At 72.4% G+C, this 16,072-nt stretch carries 15 protein-coding genes; 12 read left to right on the top strand and 3 right to left on the bottom strand.

Translation table 11 applies throughout. From position 1 onward, the window contains the following. Nucleotides 1-3 precede the first annotated feature (3 nt). From murG to GBN72_RS17665, 8 genes are all read left to right on the top strand, one after another. The gene (gene murG, locus GBN72_RS17700) at nucleotides 4-1,098 is read left to right on the top strand and encodes an undecaprenyldiphospho-muramoylpentapeptide beta-N-acetylglucosaminyltransferase (protein ID WP_151772820.1); all 1,095 of its coding nucleotides are present in this window, start codon (nucleotides 4-6) and stop codon (nucleotides 1,096-1,098) included. Nucleotides 1,099-1,169: 71 nt separating this feature from the next. Further along, nucleotides 1,170-1,985: a cell division protein FtsQ/DivIB gene (locus tag GBN72_RS17695; protein ID WP_151772819.1), complete on the top strand. Its 816-nt coding sequence runs from the start codon at nucleotides 1,170-1,172 to the stop codon at nucleotides 1,983-1,985. Nucleotides 1,986-2,264: 279 nt separating this feature from the next. After that, entirely contained in the window at nucleotides 2,265-3,491 is a 1,227-nt protein-coding gene (ftsZ, locus tag GBN72_RS17690) for a cell division protein FtsZ (protein WP_151772818.1), read from the top strand. 10 nt (nucleotides 3,492-3,501) lie between these two features. Further along, nucleotides 3,502-4,233: a peptidoglycan editing factor PgeF gene (gene pgeF, locus GBN72_RS17685; RefSeq protein WP_151772817.1), complete on the top strand. Its 732-nt coding sequence runs from the start codon at nucleotides 3,502-3,504 to the stop codon at nucleotides 4,231-4,233. A 6-nt stretch (nucleotides 4,234-4,239) separates the two neighbouring features. Beyond that, nucleotides 4,240-4,974 (top strand): YggS family pyridoxal phosphate-dependent enzyme, encoded by a 735-nt coding sequence (locus GBN72_RS17680; RefSeq protein WP_439959778.1) that lies wholly within the window; start codon nucleotides 4,240-4,242, stop codon nucleotides 4,972-4,974. A 128-nt stretch (nucleotides 4,975-5,102) separates the two neighbouring features. Next, nucleotides 5,103-5,762: a cell division protein SepF gene (locus GBN72_RS17675; RefSeq protein ID WP_151772816.1), complete on the top strand. Its 660-nt coding sequence runs from the start codon at nucleotides 5,103-5,105 to the stop codon at nucleotides 5,760-5,762. Nucleotides 5,763-5,809: 47 nt separating this feature from the next. Next, complete coding sequence (locus GBN72_RS17670; protein ID WP_108953862.1) at nucleotides 5,810-6,094, top strand: YggT family protein; 285 nt, start codon at nucleotides 5,810-5,812, stop codon at nucleotides 6,092-6,094. 55 nt (nucleotides 6,095-6,149) lie between these two features. After that, entirely contained in the window at nucleotides 6,150-7,385 is a 1,236-nt protein-coding gene (locus GBN72_RS17665) for a DivIVA domain-containing protein (RefSeq protein WP_151772815.1), read from the top strand. 457 nt (nucleotides 7,386-7,842) lie between these two features. On the opposite strand, the gene ileS is transcribed toward GBN72_RS17665, so the two are convergent. Both ileS and GBN72_RS36060 read right to left on the bottom strand, forming a co-directional pair. Further along, complete coding sequence (gene ileS, locus GBN72_RS17660) at nucleotides 7,843-10,992, bottom strand: isoleucine--tRNA ligase (protein ID WP_151772814.1); 3,150 nt, start codon at nucleotides 10,990-10,992, stop codon at nucleotides 7,843-7,845. Between the two features lie 514 nt (nucleotides 10,993-11,506). Beyond that, complete coding sequence (locus GBN72_RS36060) at nucleotides 11,507-12,136, bottom strand: hypothetical protein (RefSeq protein ID WP_369695890.1); 630 nt, start codon at nucleotides 12,134-12,136, stop codon at nucleotides 11,507-11,509. A 169-nt stretch (nucleotides 12,137-12,305) separates the two neighbouring features. On the opposite strand from GBN72_RS36060, the gene GBN72_RS36055 reads away from it, so the two are divergent. The 4 genes from GBN72_RS36055 to GBN72_RS17635 all read left to right on the top strand — a co-directional run bounded on the left by GBN72_RS36055 (nucleotide 12,306) and on the right by GBN72_RS17635 (nucleotide 14,901). After that, a complete protein-coding gene (locus GBN72_RS36055; protein ID WP_369695889.1) occupies nucleotides 12,306-12,755 on the top strand; it encodes a TraR/DksA family transcriptional regulator in 450 nt (149 codons plus the stop codon). Nucleotides 12,756-12,823: 68 nt separating this feature from the next. Beyond that, nucleotides 12,824-13,402 carry a signal peptidase II gene (lspA, locus tag GBN72_RS17645; RefSeq protein ID WP_151772812.1) on the top strand — a complete coding sequence of 193 codons (579 nt, stop codon included), beginning with the start codon at nucleotides 12,824-12,826 and terminating at the stop codon, nucleotides 13,400-13,402. An 87-nt stretch (nucleotides 13,403-13,489) separates the two neighbouring features. Next, nucleotides 13,490-14,434: an RluA family pseudouridine synthase gene (locus GBN72_RS17640; RefSeq protein ID WP_151772811.1), complete on the top strand. Its 945-nt coding sequence runs from the start codon at nucleotides 13,490-13,492 to the stop codon at nucleotides 14,432-14,434. Further along, a complete protein-coding gene (locus GBN72_RS17635; RefSeq protein ID WP_151772810.1) occupies nucleotides 14,431-14,901 on the top strand; it encodes a GNAT family N-acetyltransferase in 471 nt (156 codons plus the stop codon). Before GBN72_RS17640 ends, GBN72_RS17635 begins: the two co-directional genes overlap by 4 nt. A gap of 39 nt (nucleotides 14,902-14,940) precedes the next feature. Here GBN72_RS17635 and GBN72_RS17630 read toward each other — a convergent pair whose 3' ends face one another. Next, the gene (locus tag GBN72_RS17630) at nucleotides 14,941-16,062 is read right to left on the bottom strand and encodes a mechanosensitive ion channel family protein (protein ID WP_151772809.1); all 1,122 of its coding nucleotides are present in this window, start codon (nucleotides 16,060-16,062) and stop codon (nucleotides 14,941-14,943) included. Between the last annotated feature and the right edge of the window lie 10 nt (nucleotides 16,063-16,072).

The raw sequence follows: 16,072 nt of genomic DNA, 5'->3' as shown, positions 1-16,072 counted from the left end.
TCGGTGCATGTCGTACTCGCCGGCGGAGGAACCGCGGGCCACATCGAGCCCGCGCTCGCCCTCGCGGACGCCCTGCGCAGGCAGGACCCGAGCGTGGGCATCACGGCCCTGGGCACGGAACGAGGCCTGGAGACCCGTCTGGTGCCCGAACGCGGCTACGAGCTGGCGCTGATCCCGGCGGTCCCGCTGCCGCGCAAGCCCACCCCGGAGCTGATCACCGTCCCCGGCCGGCTGCGCGGCACCATCCGGGCCGCCGAGGAGGTCCTGGAGCGCACCAAGGCCGACGCCGTGGTGGGCTTCGGCGGCTACGTCGCGCTCCCCGGCTACCTGGCCGCCAAGCGCCTGGGCGTGCCGATCGTCATCCACGAGGCCAACGCCCGGCCCGGCCTGGCCAACAAGATCGGCTCCCGGTACGCCTCCCGCGTCGCCGTCGCCACCCCGGACAGCAAGCTGCGCGGCGCCCGCTACATCGGCATCCCGCTGCGCCGCTCCATCGCCACCCTGGACCGCGCCGCCGTGCGCCCCGAGGCGCGCGCCGCGTTCGGTCTCGACCCCAACCTGCCCACCCTGCTGGTGACCGGCGGCTCCCAGGGCGCCCGCCGGCTCAACGAGGTGATCCAGCAGGTCGCCCCGCGGCTCCAGCAGTCCGGCGTCCAGATCCTGCACGCGGTCGGCCCCAAGAACGAACTGCCGCAGGTCCACCAGATGCCGGGCATGCCCCCGTACATCCCGGTGAGTTACCTGGACCGGATGGACCTCGCCTACGCGGCGGCGGACATGATGCTCTGCCGCGCCGGCGCGATGACCGTCGCCGAACTCTCCGCCGTCGGGCTCCCGGCCGCCTACGTCCCGCTGCCCATCGGCAACGGCGAACAGCGGCTCAATGCCCAGCCGGTGGTCAAGGCCGGCGGCGGCATGCTGGTCGACGACGCGGAGCTGACCCCGGAGTGGGTCCTGCAGAGCGTCATCCCGGTGCTCACCGACCCGCACCGGCTGTACCAGATGTCCCGGTCCGCCGCCGAGTTCGGCCGCCGGGACGCCGACGAACTGCTCGTCGGCATGGTGTACGAGGCGATCGCCGAGGCCCGCCGCGCCTGACCGGACGGTCGGCGGGGCGGCGGGGGACAGGCCGCGGCACGCGGCGCGCAGCACGACGGAGGGCAGGGAGCGTGGCCGGAACGACGACCGCGGCCGAACGCGGTGAACGCCGCCGGGATCCGGCCGGGGAACCCCGGTCCCGGCCCTCCTGGCGCGGCCGCCTCCCCGCCCCGCCCCGCCCGCGCACCCTGGTGATCGCGGGTGCGGCGGCGGCCCTGCTCACCGCCGGGCTGATCTGGCTGCTGTACGGATCGCCGTGGCTGCGGGTGGCCGAGGTGGGAGTCGGCGGCACCCGCGTCCTCGGCGAGGACGAGGTGCGGCGCGCCGCCGGCCTCCCCGACGGCCTGCCGCTCGCCTCCGTGGACACCGGGGCCGTCGAGGCCCGGATCCGCGAGGCGCTGCCGCGCGTCGAGTCGGTGGAGGCCGAGCGGGACTGGCCCCACGGCGTCACGCTGCGGATCACCGAGCGCACCGCCGTCCTGGTCCTCGCGGAACGGGACGGATACGTCGAAGTCGACCGCTCGGGCGTGCGGTTCGCCACCCTGAGCAGGGCGCCGGAGTCCGTGCCGCTCCTCGAACTCGACCCGGAGAGCGGCAAGTCGGCCGCCTCGTCGCTGCGCCGGTTCGGCCGCGACCGCCTGGTGAGCGAGGCGGTCCGGGTGGCGCGGGACATCCCGGAACCGGTCGCCCGCACCACCCGCACGGTCAAGGTCCGTACCTTCGACGCCTTCTCGCTGGAACTGAAGGACGGCCGCACCGTCCGGTGGGGCAGTCCGGAGGAGGGCGCGGCGAAGGCCCGTACCCTGCGCGCCCTGATGAAGGCAACCCCGAAGGCCCGTGTTTTTGACGTCAGTGTTCCCTCCGCCCCTGCGTCAGCGGCGAGTTGACGCACATCAGCGCAGGCCAGCACCCGGACTGGGCACTCACGTGCTTGATCACATAGGGTGAAAAGAAAAGCGGGAGGTTCGGCGTGTTCGTTGAACGTGCGCCACTTGTCGACCTAGTGTCCTGTTCGGAATAGTCCAGGGAACAGACACACTGGTAACCCTAAACTTCACCGTTAGGGTTCGGGTCGGCGTTCGGACCGTCCCATTCGGCATCAGCCGGGGCTTCGCGGGGAACTCGCGAGGCATCCGGCACGTAACTCGAGGCGAGAGGCCTTCGACGTGGCAGCACCGCAGAACTACCTCGCAGTCATCAAAGTCATCGGTGTCGGCGGCGGTGGTGTCAATGCCATCAACCGGATGATCGAGGTCGGTCTCAAGGGCGTCGAGTTCATCGCCATCAACACCGACGCTCAGGCGCTGTTGATGAGCGACGCCGACGTCAAGCTCGACGTCGGCCGCGAACTCACCCGCGGACTCGGCGCCGGCGCCAACCCCGCGGTCGGCCGCAAGGCCGCCGAGGACCACCGCGAGGAGATCGAGGAGGTCCTCAAGGGGGCCGACATGGTCTTCGTGACGGCCGGCGAGGGCGGCGGCACCGGTACCGGCGGCGCGCCCGTCGTGGCCAACATCGCGCGTTCGCTGGGGGCACTGACCATCGGCGTGGTCACCCGTCCGTTCACCTTCGAGGGGCGCCGCCGCGCCAACCAGGCGGAGGACGGCATCGCCGAGCTCCGCAACGAGGTGGACACCCTCATCGTCATTCCCAACGACCGGCTGCTGTCCATCTCGGACCGCCAGGTCTCGGTCCTGGACGCCTTCAAGTCGGCCGACCAGGTCCTGCTCTCCGGTGTCCAGGGCATCACCGACCTGATCACCACCCCCGGTCTCATCAACCTCGACTTCGCCGACGTCAAGTCCGTGATGTCCGAGGCGGGCTCCGCCCTGATGGGCATCGGCTCCGCCCGCGGCGACGACCGCGCGGTGGCCGCCGCCGAGATGGCGATCTCCTCGCCCCTGCTCGAGGCCTCCATCGACGGTGCCCGGGGCGTCCTGCTCTCCATCTCCGGCGGCTCCGACCTCGGTCTCTTCGAGATCAACGAGGCGGCCCAGCTGGTGAGCGAGGCGGCGCACCCCGAGGCCAACATCATCTTCGGCGCGGTCATCGACGACGCGCTCGGCGACGAGGTCCGGGTCACCGTGATCGCTGCCGGGTTCGACGGCGGCCAGCCCCCCGCCAAGCGGGAGAACGTCCTCGGCTCGGCCTCCAAGCGCGAGGAGCCCGCCCCGGCGCGGCCCGCCGAGACCGCCCGCCCCTCCTTCGGGTCGCTCGGCAGCGTCACCCCCAAGGAGGAGGTGCCCGCTCCCGCGCCGGCCCCCGCGCCCGAGCCGGTCGCCGAGCGTCCGGCCCCCGCGCCGGTGCCCCCGGTGGTCCCGCCGCTCCCGCAGTCCCGCACCTACCCGGACAGCATGGCCGAGGAGCTGGACGTCCCGGACTTCCTGAAGTGACACTGCCCCAGTGATAGATCAGCGCGAGAGCGTCAGCGGCGCGCACTTCGCCTTCACCGACAGGTGGGGCGGGGTGAGCGCCGCTCCGTATGAGCAGCTCAATCTCGGCGGCGCGGTGGGCGACGACCCTGCCGCCGTGCTCGCCAACCGCAAGCGGGCCGCGGCCGGGCTCGGCCTGGACGCCGGCCGGGTGGTCTGGATGAACCAGGTCCACGGCGCCGACGTGGCCGAGGTGGACGGGCCGTGGGGCGACGGGACCGCGATCCCCTCGGTCGACGCCCTGGTCACCGCCCGCGACGGCCTGGCCCTCGCGGTCCTCACCGCCGACTGCGTTCCGGTCCTCCTCGCCGACCCGGTGGCCGGCGTCGCCGCCGCGGCGCACGCGGGGCGGCCGGGCATGGTGGCCGGCGTGGTCCCGGCCGCGGTGAAGGCGATGACCGATCGGGGCGCGGACCCCTCCCGGATCGTGGCCCGCACCGGCCCGTCGGTGTGCGGGCGGTGCTACGAGGTGCCGGAGCGGATGCGCGCCGAGGTCGCCGCCGTCGAGCCGGCCGCGTACGCCGAGACCTCCTGGGGCACTCCCGCGGTGGACGTGGCCGCCGGGGTGCACGCCCAGTTGGAGCGGCTGGGGGTGCGTGACGTGGGACGTTCCCCGGTGTGCACCATGGAGTCGCCCGATCACTTCTCGTACCGCCGCGACCGCGCCACCGGCCGGCTCGCGGGCTACGTCTGGCTGGACTGAAGAGGCATGACGGAACGCGCTGTGGAAGAACGCGGCGAGGAACTCGCCGCCAACCTCGCCCGGGTGGAGGACCGGATCGCCGCGGCCTGCGCGGCCGCGGGCCGGGCACGCGAAGAGGTGACCCTGATCGTGGTCACCAAGACCTATCCGGCGAGCGACGTACGGATCCTCGCCGGACTCGGCGTGCGGCACGTCGCCGAGAACCGCGACCAGGACGCCGCGCCCAAGGCCGCGGCCTGTGCGGATCTGCCGCTTTCGTGGCACTTCGTCGGCCAGCTGCAGACCAACAAGGTCCGCTCTGTGGCCGGTTATGCCGAAATGGTGCAGTCCGTGGACCGGTCCCGACTGGTCACCGCGCTCTCCAAGGAGGCGGTGCGGACCGGCCGCGAGATCGGCTGCCTGATCCAGGTCGCGCTGGACGCCGAGGAGAAGGAGCGCGGCGAGCGCGGCGGCGTGGCACCCGGCGGGGTCGAGGAACTGGCGGCCCTGATCGCCTCCTCGGAGGGGCTCCGGCTCGGCGGCCTGATGACCGTCGCCCCGCTCACCGGACAATATGCGGGGCGTCAACGGGCCGCTTTCGACCGGCTGATGGATTTGTCGACTGTCCTGCGGCGAGCCCATCCGACTGCGACGATGGTGTCGGCAGGGATGAGTGCGGACCTCGAGGAGGCCGTTGCGGCCGGAGCGACACACGTACGCGTCGGCAGCGCGGTACTCGGAGTCCGTCCCGGGCTCCGGTAACGTCGCCAAGAGTCGGACCACAACAGAAAATATGGTCTTTACCGCCGAATGGCGGGCAGAACGACCTCGTGGATCGCGGGGACGTGGCAGTCGTCAGCCGATCCACCACAGAGCGGAGGACTCAGAGCATGGCCGGCGCGATGCGCAAGATGGCGGTCTACCTCGGCCTCGTGGAGGACGATGGGTACGACGGCCGGGGTTTCGACCCCGACGACGACTTCGAACCGGAACTCGACCCTGAGCCGGAGCGTGACCGTCACCGACACGAATCAGTACACACGTCGCACAGTTCACACTCGTCCCACGGTTCGCACCAGCCTCAAAGGGAAGAATCGGTGCGAGTGGTGCAGCCCCCGGCGCCGCGTGAACCGGCTCCCGCCTCCGTCGCTCCGGCGGTGGAAACCAGCCGGCCGGCGCGGATCGCCCCCGTGGCATCCATCACACAGGAACGTCAGAGTCTGGAGAAGAGCGCACCGGTGATCATGCCCAAGGTCGTGTCGGAGCGGGAGCCCTACAGGATCACCACCCTTCACCCGCGGACCTACAACGAAGCCCGTACCATCGGGGAACACTTCCGTGAGGGCACGCCGGTGATCATGAATCTGACCGAGATGGACGACACGGACGCGAAGCGACTTGTCGACTTCGCGGCCGGTCTGGTGTTTGGTCTTCACGGCAGCATCGAGCGGGTGACGCAGAAGGTGTTCCTGCTGTCTCCTGCTAACGTCGATGTCACGGCGGAGGACAAGGCCCGCATCGCAGAGGGCGGGTTCTTCAACCAGAGCTGAGAAGTACCGGGTGACGCAAGACACAGGGGAGAGGGAAGCAGGAGATCATGAGCGTGTTCTGGGACGTGGTCTACATCGCGCTGATGTGTTTCCTCCTTGTCCTGATCTTCAGGCTGGTCATGGACTACGTGTTCCAGTTCGCCCGCTCGTGGCAGCCCGGAAGGGCGATGGTGGTCGTTCTGGAGGCCACCTACACTGTCACCGATCCACCGCTCAAGCTTCTGCGGCGGTTCATCCCGCCGTTGCGTCTCGGGGGCGTGGCGCTCGACCTGTCCTTCTTCGTACTGATGATCATCGTCTACATCCTGATCTCCGTCGTGAGCCGGCTGTGAGCGCGATGTGAATGACGTTCTTGCCGAAAGCCGACGACTACGTTGAGGTGAAGAGATGCCGTTGACCCCCGAGGACGTGCGGAACAAGCAGTTCACGACCGTCCGCCTCAGGGAAGGCTACGACGAGGACGAGGTCGATGCCTTCCTCGATGAGGTCGAAGCCGAACTGACCCGACTGCTCCGGGAGAACGAGGACCTGCGCGCCAAGCTGGCCGCGGCGACCCGTGCCGCCGCGCAGAACCAGCAGGGCATGCGCAAGGGTCCCGACGGACCCGGCGGCCCGCAGGGTCCTGGCGGCCCCCAGGACCAGGGTCCCGGCATGCGCGGTCCGGGTGGACCTGTTCCCGCCGGGATATCAGGACCCCCGCAGCAGCACGGCGGCCCCATGGGTGGCCCGCCGCAGCTGCCGAGCGGTGCCCCGCAGCTTCCCGCCGGCCCGGGCGGCGGCCCCCAGGGTCACGGCGGTCCCCAGGGCCACGGCGGACACGGTCCGCAGGGTCCCGGCCCGATGGGCCAGGGCGGTCCGGGCCCGATGGGTCAGGGTGGTCCCGGTCCCATGGGCCAGGGCGGTCCCGGCCCGATGGGTCAGCCGATGCACGGTCCCGGTCCGATGGGCGGCCCCATGGGCGGTCCCGGCGGCCCGATGGGCGGCCCCGGCCAGGGGCCCGGTGGCGACAGCGCCGCGCGCGTCCTGTCGCTTGCCCAGCAGACCGCCGACCAGGCGATCGCCGAGGCCCGTTCCGAGGCCAACAAGATCGTCGGCGAGGCCCGCAGCCGCGCCGAGGGTCTGGAGCGTGACGCCCGTGCCAAGGCCGACGCCCTGGAGCGGGACGCGCAGGAGAAGCACCGTGTCGCGATGGGCTCCCTGGAGTCCGCCCGCGCCACGCTGGAGCGCAAGGTCGAGGACCTGCGCGGCTTCGAGCGCGAGTACCGCACGCGGCTGAAGTCCTACCTGGAGTCGCAGCTGCGTCAGCTGGAGTCCCAGGCGGACGACACGCTGGCTCCGCCGCGGAACCCGGCGCCGACCGGTGCTCCGTCGCTGCCGCCTCCGCCGCCCGCTCCGTCGATGGCCCCGGCCGGTGCCGGGTCCGCCTTCGGCGGCGGTCCGGGGATGAACGGCGGCCCGGGTCCGTCCTCCGCCTTCGGCGGTGGTCCCTCGGGCAACGGCCAGCCGCAGATGTCGCCGGCCATGACGCAGCCGATGGCGCCGGTGCGTCCGCAGGGTCCGGGCCCGATGGGCCAGGCTCCCTCGCCGATGCGCGGGTTCCTGATCGACGAGGACGACAACTGACGGCCCGCGGTTGAGCGGTACGGCACGCCTGTCGTCGGCGTAGGAGGGCGGTGTCCTGAACCACAGTGGTTCAGGACACCGCCCTCTTGTCGTGCGCGTGCGGGCCCTCGCGGAGCGAGCCGTCCGCTGCGAAGGTGCCGCCCCTGCGCCCGCCTCCCCCAGACTTCGTCCGGGGGACCCCCACCCCCAAGCTCTCGGCTTCGCTCGAGCAGGGGGACCCCCATCGCCCCCTGGGCGGCCCAGCCGCCCGCGGGGGGTGCGGGCAGGGTCGTTCACCCTGCGGGCAATCGTGCCGCCGGGCGGCACGGGTGGGCGCAGGCCGGTGCGCACCTGCGGGGCGGCTCGCCGCGAGGGGCCGGGGTCCGGGGCGGAGCCCCGGTTTCGGGAAGGGGCGGGGTGGGGGAAGAGACGAGGCCCGGCCCCCTCGTGGGGAGCCGGGCCTCGGGTGTGAGAGGCGTTACGCCTTGCGGAGGCGGAAGGTCAGGGACAGGCCCTCGTCGGTGAAGTCCGCGCCGAAGGTGTCGTCGGCCTCACCCCGGGCGAAGTCCGTGGCCAGGACCTCGTCGGCGACCAGTTCCGCGTGCGCGCCGAGCGCCTCGGCGACCGCGGCGTCCGTGGAGTCCCACCGCAGCGCGATGCGGTCCGCGACGTCCAGGCCGCTGTTCTTGCGGGCCTCCTGGATCAGGCGGATCGCGTCACGGGCCAGACCGGCCCGCCGCAGCTCCTCGGTGATCTCCAGGTCCAGGGCCACCGTCGCGCCGGAGTCGGACGCCACCGACCAGCCCTCGCGCGGGGTCTCCGTGACGATGACCTCCTCGGGGGAGAGCGCGACGGTCTCGCCCTCGACGTCCACCGAGGCGGTGCCCGTCTCCCGCAGGGAGGCGGAGAGGGCCGCCGCGTCCGCCGCGGCGACGGCCTTGGCGACCTCCTGCACCCGCTTGCCGAACCGCTTTCCCAGGGAACGGAAGTTGGCCTTGGCGGTGGTGTCGACCAGCGAGCCGCCGACCTCGGAGAGCGAGGCCAGCGCGGCCACATTGAGCTCCTCGGCGATCTGCGCGCGCAGTTCCCCGCCGAGGCGCTCGAATCCGGAGACCGCGACCAGCGCCCGGGAGAGCGGCTGGCGGGTCTTGACGCCGGACTCGGCACGGGTGGCCCGGCCGAGCTCCACCAGGCGGCGCACCAGCGCCATCTGCTGCGAGAGCTCCGCGTCCACCGCGTCCAGGTCGGCCGCCGGCCAGGCGGACAGGTGGACCGACTCGGGGGCGTCCGGGACGACCGGGACGACCAGGTCCTGCCAGACCCGCTCGGTGATGAACGGCGTGAGGGGGGCCATCAGCTGGGTGACGGTGACCACCACGTCGTGCAGGGTCCGCAGGGCGGCCTTGTCGCCCTGCCAGAACCGGCGGCGGGAGCGGCGGACGTACCAGTTGGACAGGTCGTCGACGAAGGCCGAGAGCAGCTTGCCGGCCCGCTGGGTGTCGTAGGACTCCAGCGCCTTCGTCACGTTGTCGGTGAGGGCGTGCAGCTCGGAGAGGAGCCAGCGGTCCAGGATCGGGCGCTCGGCCGGGGCAGGGTCGGCCGCGCTCGGCGCCCAGCCGGAGGTGCGGGCGTACAGGGCCTGGAAGGCGACCGTGTTCCAGTAGGTGAGGAGCGTCTTGCGGACGACCTCCTGGATGGTGCCGTGGCCGACGCGGCGGGCCGCCCAGGGGGAGCCGCCGGCCGCCATGAACCAGCGCACGGCGTCGGCGCCGTGCTGGTCCATCAGCGGGATCGGCTGGAGGATGTTGCCCAGGTGCTTGGACATCTTCCGGCCGTCCTCGGCGAGGATGTGGCCCAGGCAGACCACGTTCTCGTACGACGACCTGTCGAAGACGAGCGTGCCGACCGCCATCAGCGTGTAGAACCAGCCGCGGGTCTGGTCGATCGCCTCGGAGATGAACTGGGCCGGGTAACGGCTCTCGAACAGCTCCTTGTTCTTGTACGGGTAGCCGTACTGGGCGAACGGCATGGAGCCCGAGTCGTACCAGGCGTCGATGACCTCGGGGACGCGGACAGCGGTGTGCGCGCAGCCTCCCCCACCAGGACAGGCGAACGTGACGTCGTCGATGTACGGGCGGTGCGGGTCCAGGCCCGACTGGTCGGCGCCGGTGAGCTCGGAGAGCTCGGCGCGGGAGCCGACGCAGGTCAGGTGGCCCTCCTCGCAGCGCCAGATCGGCAGCGGGGTGCCCCAGTAGCGGGAGCGGGAGAGCGCCCAGTCGATGTTGTTGTTCAGCCAGTCGCCGAAGCGGCCGTGCTTGACGCTCGACGGGAACCAGTTGGTCTTCTCGTTCTCCTCGATCAGCCGGTCCTTGACCGCGGTGGTGCGGATGTACCAGGACGGCTGCGCGTAGTAGAGGAGCGCGGTGTGGCAGCGCCAGCAGTGCGGGTAGCTGTGCTCGTACGGCAGGTGCAGGAAGAGCAGCCCGCGCTCCTGCAGGTCCGCGGTGAGCGCCTCGTCGGCCTTCTTGAAGAAGACCCCGCCGACCAGCGGGAGGTCCTCCTCGAAGGTGCCGTCGGGGCGGACCGGGTTGACCACGGGCAGGCCGTAGCCGCGGCAAACCTTGAGGTCGTCCTCACCGAAGGCGGGGGACTGGTGGACCAGACCCGTACCGTCCTCGGTGGTCACGTACTCGGCGTTGACGACGAAGTGCGCCTCGGAGGGGAACTCGACCAGCTCGAAGGGCCGCTGGTACGTCCAGCGCTCCATCTGGGCGCCGGTGAAGGTCTCACCGGTGGTCTCCCAGCCCTCACCGAGCGCCTTGGCGACCAGCGGCTCGGCGACGACCAGCTTCTCCTCGCCGTTCGTGGCGACGACGTAGGTCACCTCGGGGTGGGCGGCGACCGCGGTGTTGGAGACCAGGGTCCACGGGGTGGTCGTCCAGACCAGGAGCGACGCCCGGCCGGCCAGCGGGCCGGAGGTCAGCGGGAAGCGGACGTAGACCGAGGGGTCCACGACTGTCTCGTAGCCCTGGGCCAGCTCGTGGTCGGAGAGGCCGGTGCCGCAGCGCGGGCACCAGGGGGCGACCCGGTGGTCCTGGACCAGGTGGCCCTTCTTGAAGATCTCCTTCAGCGACCACCAGACCGAGTCGACGTACTCGGGGTCCATGGTGCGGTAGGCGTCGTCGAGGTCGACCCAGTAACCCATGCGGGTCGTCAGCTCGGTGAAGGCGTCGGTGTGGCGGGTGACGGACTCGCGGCACTTCGCGTTGAACGCGGCGATGCCGTAGTTCTCGATGTCCTTCTTGCCGGTGAAGCCGAGTTCCTTCTCGACGGCGAGCTCCACGGGCAGACCGTGGCAGTCCCAGCCCGCCTTGCGCGCCACGTGGTAGCCGCGCATGGTGCGGAAGCGGGGGAAGACGTCCTTGAAGACGCGGGCCTCGATGTGGTGGGCGCCGGGCATGCCGTTGGCGGTGGGCGGACCCTCGTAGAAGACCCACTCGGGGCGGCCCTCGGACTGCTCCAGGGTCTTGGCGAAGATCTTCTGGTCGCGCCAGAAGTCGAGCACGGCGTGCTCGAGCGCGGGCAGGTCGACCTGGGCGGGAACCTGGCGGTACGTCGGCGCTGTCATCAGCGGCTTCCTCCAACGGACATTGCTGCCTTCCGTCGGAGGGACGAGAGCCGTGCGCCGTCGGCGCGGTCCCGCGGTACCACCCTCCTTGGCCGCCGGCGTGCCTCACGTGCGCGTCCGGTGACCCCCTCATTCGGGTCGCGACTGCCGGGTCTACCGGCCCGGGTCCCTTCGTACTGCCTGTGAGGGCTCCGGGCGTTCTTCCGGCGGCTCCGGGGTGATCTTCACGTCGTGCTCGCCCCCGGGCTTCCACCGTCCCCGGGTCGCTCTGGGCTGCGGGCGACGCTACTCGTCCCATCCACACCTTGTCGCTGCGGCCAGTGTAAGGGGCGAGGGCGGGTGGCGATGACGGGTTTTCGCGCGGGGGCGCCGCCGCCCGGCCCCCCGGAGACACCCGTTCGGCCCTGGTGCCGCGCATACCGGGGCGGCAGATGGGCACAACGCATGCAGCGGCGTGCCCCGTTGCCGCCGGAGTCCGGCCGATTTATCGTCCGAGCACGATTCGCGAGCAGGATCACAGCATGTGAGGGGCCGCGGCCATGGTGGCGAGGAAGACCGCCGAACGTGAGTCGGCGTCGGGCACGGCTGCGGCCGCCGCCGCCCAGGATGCGGCCGGCGTGTCCGCCACCGGCGGCGCCGGGAAGGCCTCCGACGCGAAGCCGCGGTCCAGCCGCGCGACGACGACGCGGAAACCCCCGGCGGGCAAGGCCGCCGCTCCCGCGGGCAAGCCCGCCGCTCCCGCGGGGACGGGCACCGGCGGGGCGGCGGCGCGGAAGGCCCCCGGCGGGCGCGCCCCCGCGAGGAAGGCGGCGACGGCGGCCCGGAACGCGGCGGCGGAGGACGGTTCCCCCGACGCGCCCCCGGCCGAGCCGGAGGCGGGCCCTCGGACGCCGGCGGCGGAGGCCGAGGGACGGGCCGGGACGAAGAAGGCGGTGAGGAGGACCGCGGGGCGCGGGAGGGCGGCGAAGGCGTCCGCCCCGGACGAGGCCCCGGCCGGGAAGGAGCGGCCCGGCGGCCCGGAGCAGGAGGCCCCCGTGCCGGGGACCGTGAAGACGTCCGGGTCCCGCAAGGCCGGGACCGGCCCCGTCGACGGCGCACCGGTCGCCGGTGCCCCGGTGAGGCGGACGGCCGGGAGCCGCGCCACGGCGGGCAAGGCACCGGACCCGGTCCCGGACGGGCGGGGACCCGTGAACGAGCCACCGGCGGGCAGCGCGGCCCGCGGGAAGAAGCAGGCCGCCGCGGAAGCGGCGGGGAACGGTGCGGGCCGGCAGCGTGGTGCGGCGGTCGCCGCGCCGGAGACGGGAGGCAGGGGCGTGAGGACGAGGAAGAGCACGGCCGCGGCGGTGCCCAAGGCACGGGTGGAGGCGGGGGACCTGGCGGTCCGGCCCGGGGAGGACCCGTGGACCCCCGAGGAGGTGGAGGAGGCGCGCGGCGAACTGGAGGGAGAGGCCACCCGGCTGCGCGCGGAGATCGCGCAGGCGGAACGCGCCCTCGCCGGCCTGATGCGGGACTCCGGCGACGGCGCGGGCGACGACCAGGCGGACACCGGCGCCAAGAACATCACGCGCGAGCACGAACTGGCCCTCGCGTCGGCCGCGCACGAGACGCTGACCCAGACCGAGCACGCCCTGGAACGCCTGGAGGCCGGGGCCTACGGCCTCTGCGAGAGCTGCGGCCAGGCCATCGGCAAGGCCCGCATGCAGGCCTTCCCCCGGGCCACCCTCTGTGTGGAGTGCAAGCAGAAACAGGAACGGAGGCACTGACCACAGCGTCCGCCGGAGTCGTGCCGTACGCTCTCCTTCCAGTCAGGTACCCAGGCCGAAGGACTCACGTGGCAGAGGCGGAGCGCATCATCGGTACGCCGGAGACTCCGGACGAGACGGCAGTACCGGAGGAGAACGAGGAGCAGCGGGCACCACGCGGCAAGCGGCGCGTGACCGTGCTGATCCTCGTCGCCGTGCTGGCGTACGTCCTCGACCTGGTCAGCAAGCTGATCGTGGTGGCCGAGCTGGAGCCGGGCAACCGGTCCGTCGAGCTGCTCGGCGAGTGGCTGCGCCTGGACGTGATCCGCAACGCGGGCGCGGCCTTCGGTTTCGGGGAGGCGTTCACCATCATCTTCACGGTGATCGCGGCCGCCGTGATCGTGGTGATCTTCCGCCTCGCCCGCAAGCTGTACAGCGCCCCGTGGGCGGTCGCGCTGGGCCTGCTGCTGGGCGGCGCGCTGGGCAACCTCACCGACCGGATCTTCCGCTCGCCGGGCGTCTTCGAGGGCGCCGTGGTCGACTTCATCGCGCCCAAGCACTTCGCCGTGTTCAACCTGGCGGACTCGGCGATCGTCTGCGGCGGCATCCTGATCGTGCTGCTCTCCTTCAAGGGGCTCGACCCCGACGGCACGGTCCACAAGGACTGACCCGCGCGGGCCGCGCGGGGGCGGCGGCGGGCCCGGCCGCGCAAGGCCGCGGACCGCGCCGTGTCACCCGTCCGGCATACTCGACGGGTGAGCACGATTCCCGAGATCCGAACCCTGCCCGTGCCGGACGGCCTGGAGGGCGAGCGCGTCGACGCCGCCATCTCCCGGATGCTCGGCTTCTCCCGTACCAAGGCGGCCGAGCTGGCCGCGGCGGGCAAGGTGCAGGTCGACGGGGTGGTCGTCGGCAAGTCCGAGCGCGTCTCCGGCGGCGCCTGGCTCGAGGTGGAGATGCCGCAGGCGCCCGCCCCCGTCCAGGTGGTCGCCGAGCCCGTCGAGGGCATGGAGATCGTGCACGACGACGACGACATCGTCGTGATCGTCAAGCCGGTCGGCGTGGCCGCGCACCCGTCGCCGGGCTGGACGGGCCCGACCGTGATCGGCGGGCTGGCCGCGGCCGGCTACCGGATCTCCACCTCCGGCGCCGCCGAGCGCCAGGGCATCGTGCACCGCCTGGACGTCGGCACCTCCGGCCTGATGGTCGTCGCCAAGTCCGAGCACGCGTACACGTCGCTGAAGCGCCAGTTCAAGGAGCGCACGGTCGACAAGCGCTACCACGCCCTGGTGCAGGGCCACCCCGACCCGACCAGCGGCACCATCGACGCCCCGATCGGCCGCCACCCCAGCAGCGACTGGAAGTGGGCGGTCACCGCCGAGGGCAAGCCGTCGGTCACCCACTACGACCTGATCGAGGCCTTCCGCGCGGCGTCCCTGCTGGACATCAAGCTGGAGACCGGCCGCACCCACCAGATCCGCGTGCACATGTCGGCCCACCGGCACCCCTGCGTCGGCGACCTCACCTACGGGGCCGACCCGACGCTGGCCAAGCGGCTCGGCCTGGCCCGGCAGTGGCTGCACGCCATGCGGCTGGGCCTGGAGCACCCCGGCACCGGCGAGTGGGTGGAGTTCACCAGCGACTACCCGGAGGACCTGCAGAAGGCCCTGGACAAGGTGCGCGAGGAGACCTACGCGTGAGCGCCCCCGCCGTCACCGTGCGCCTCGCCGAGGACCCCGCCGACCGGGAGGCGTGCTTCCGGGTCCGCAAGGAGGTCTTCGTCGCCGAGCAGAACGTCCCCGAGGAGATCGAGTACGACGCGTTGGACGCGCACGCGGTGCACGTCCTGGCGGTCCGTGAGGACGGCGTGCCGCTGGGGACCGGGCGCCTGCTGTTCGGCGAGGTCGCCGCGAAGAAGACCGGCGGCGATCCGGCCGTGGGGTCGCTGGGGCGACTCGCGGTGCTGCGGGAGGCCCGGGGCCTGGGCGTCGGCGTGGCGCTGGTGCGGGCCATCGAGGAGGCGGCGCGCGAGCGCGGGCTGAGCGTGGTCGACCTGGGCGCGCAGGTGCACGCGACGGGCTTCTACGAGCGGCTCGGCTACCAGGCGTACGGCCCGGTCTTCGACGACGCCGGCATTCCGCACCGGTCGATGCGGCGCGCCCTGTAGTCCCCCGGGCCGTTTCCGGACGGCCCCCGAGGCCCCGGCTCACTTCTCGAGCCGGGGCTTCGGCATGCCCTCGCGCGCCGCGCGGGCCCGCTGCCCGGGCTGCTCGGCGGTGGGCACCGGCAGGCTGATCGGCGTCTCCGGCGTGGCCGTGACGATCCGCGGAAGCGCGTACGGGTGCTCGGCCGCCAGCCAGCGGAGCATCTCCTCGCGCACGGTCACCCGCACCGTCCAGATGTCGTCCGCGTCCTTGGCGGTGACCAGCGCCCGGACCTCCATGGTGGTCGGCGTGGTGTCGGTGACCTGCACGCCGTGGGCCCGGCCGTCCCAGGAGGGGCAGTGGCGCAGGATGTCGCGGAGCTTGTCCCGCATCGCCTCCACCGGGGCGCGGTGGTCCAGGTGCCAGTAGACGACCCCGGTCATCTGGGCGCCGCCGCGGGACCAGTTCTCGAACGGCTTGGAGGTGAAGTACGACACCGGCATGGTGAAGCTGCGCTCGTCCCAGGTGCGGACGGTCAGGAAGGTCAGGGTGATCTCCTCGACGGTGCCCCATTCGCCCTCGACGACCACCGTGTCGCCGATGCGGACCATGTCGCCGAAGGCGATCTGGAGGCCGGCGAAGACGTTGCTCAGCGTGGACTGGGCGGCGACACCGGCGACGATGCCGAGGACGCCGGCGGAGGCCAGCAGCGAGGTGCCGGCCGCGCGCATGGCGGGGAAGGTCAGCAGCATGGCGGCCACGGCGACCGTGCCGACGATCGCGGTGACCACGCGCATGATCAGCTCCACCTGGGTCCGCACCCGGCGGACCCGCGCCGCGTCGCGGTGGACCCTGGCGTACCGGTCGTAGGAGGCCTCCACCACCGCCCCGGCGATCCGGATCAGCAGCCAGGCGGTCGCCCCGATCAGGAGCAGCGTGAGGATCCGGGCGATCAGTACCCGGTAGGACCCGCCGACCTGCGCCTCGTCCCAGGAGGCGCGGATCAGGGCGACGCACAGGGCTATCTGGTACGGGATACGAGCACGCCTCAGCAGACCCCAGGCCGGGGTCTCCGGGTGGCGCTCGTCGGCCTTGCGGAGCAGCTTGTCCGTGGCCCACCCGATGACCAGGGTGAGGAGGACCGAGCCGCCGATGACGATGAGCGGGCGCATGACGTTCTCCATTGGGCGCGCT

It is taken from the genome of Streptomyces abyssomicinicus (assembly GCF_008974245.1).
GTDB lineage: Bacteria > Actinomycetota > Actinomycetes > Streptomycetales > Streptomycetaceae > Streptomyces > Streptomyces abyssomicinicus.
Note: the sequence above shows the minus strand (reverse complement) of the source record. Positions and strands in the feature narration are given on the sequence as shown.

What these genes read in the sequence shown, in the direction of transcription:
- GBN72_RS17680 (WP_439959778.1), top strand. Translation starts at nt 4,240, where the DNA reads ATGACGGAACGCGCTGTGGAAGAACGCGGCGAGGAACTCGCCGCCAAC.
- GBN72_RS17675 (WP_151772816.1), top strand. Translation starts at nt 5,103, where the DNA reads ATGGCCGGCGCGATGCGCAAGATGGCGGTCTACCTCGGCCTCGTGGAG.
- GBN72_RS17670 (WP_108953862.1), top strand. Translation starts at nt 5,810, where the DNA reads ATGAGCGTGTTCTGGGACGTGGTCTACATCGCGCTGATGTGTTTCCTC.
- GBN72_RS17665 (WP_151772815.1), top strand. Translation starts at nt 6,150, where the DNA reads ATGCCGTTGACCCCCGAGGACGTGCGGAACAAGCAGTTCACGACCGTC.
- ileS (WP_151772814.1), bottom strand. Translation starts at nt 10,992, where the DNA reads ATGACAGCGCCGACGTACCGCCAGGTTCCCGCCCAGGTCGACCTGCCC.
- GBN72_RS17630 (WP_151772809.1), bottom strand. Translation starts at nt 16,062, where the DNA reads ATGGAGAACGTCATGCGCCCGCTCATCGTCATCGGCGGCTCGGTCCTC.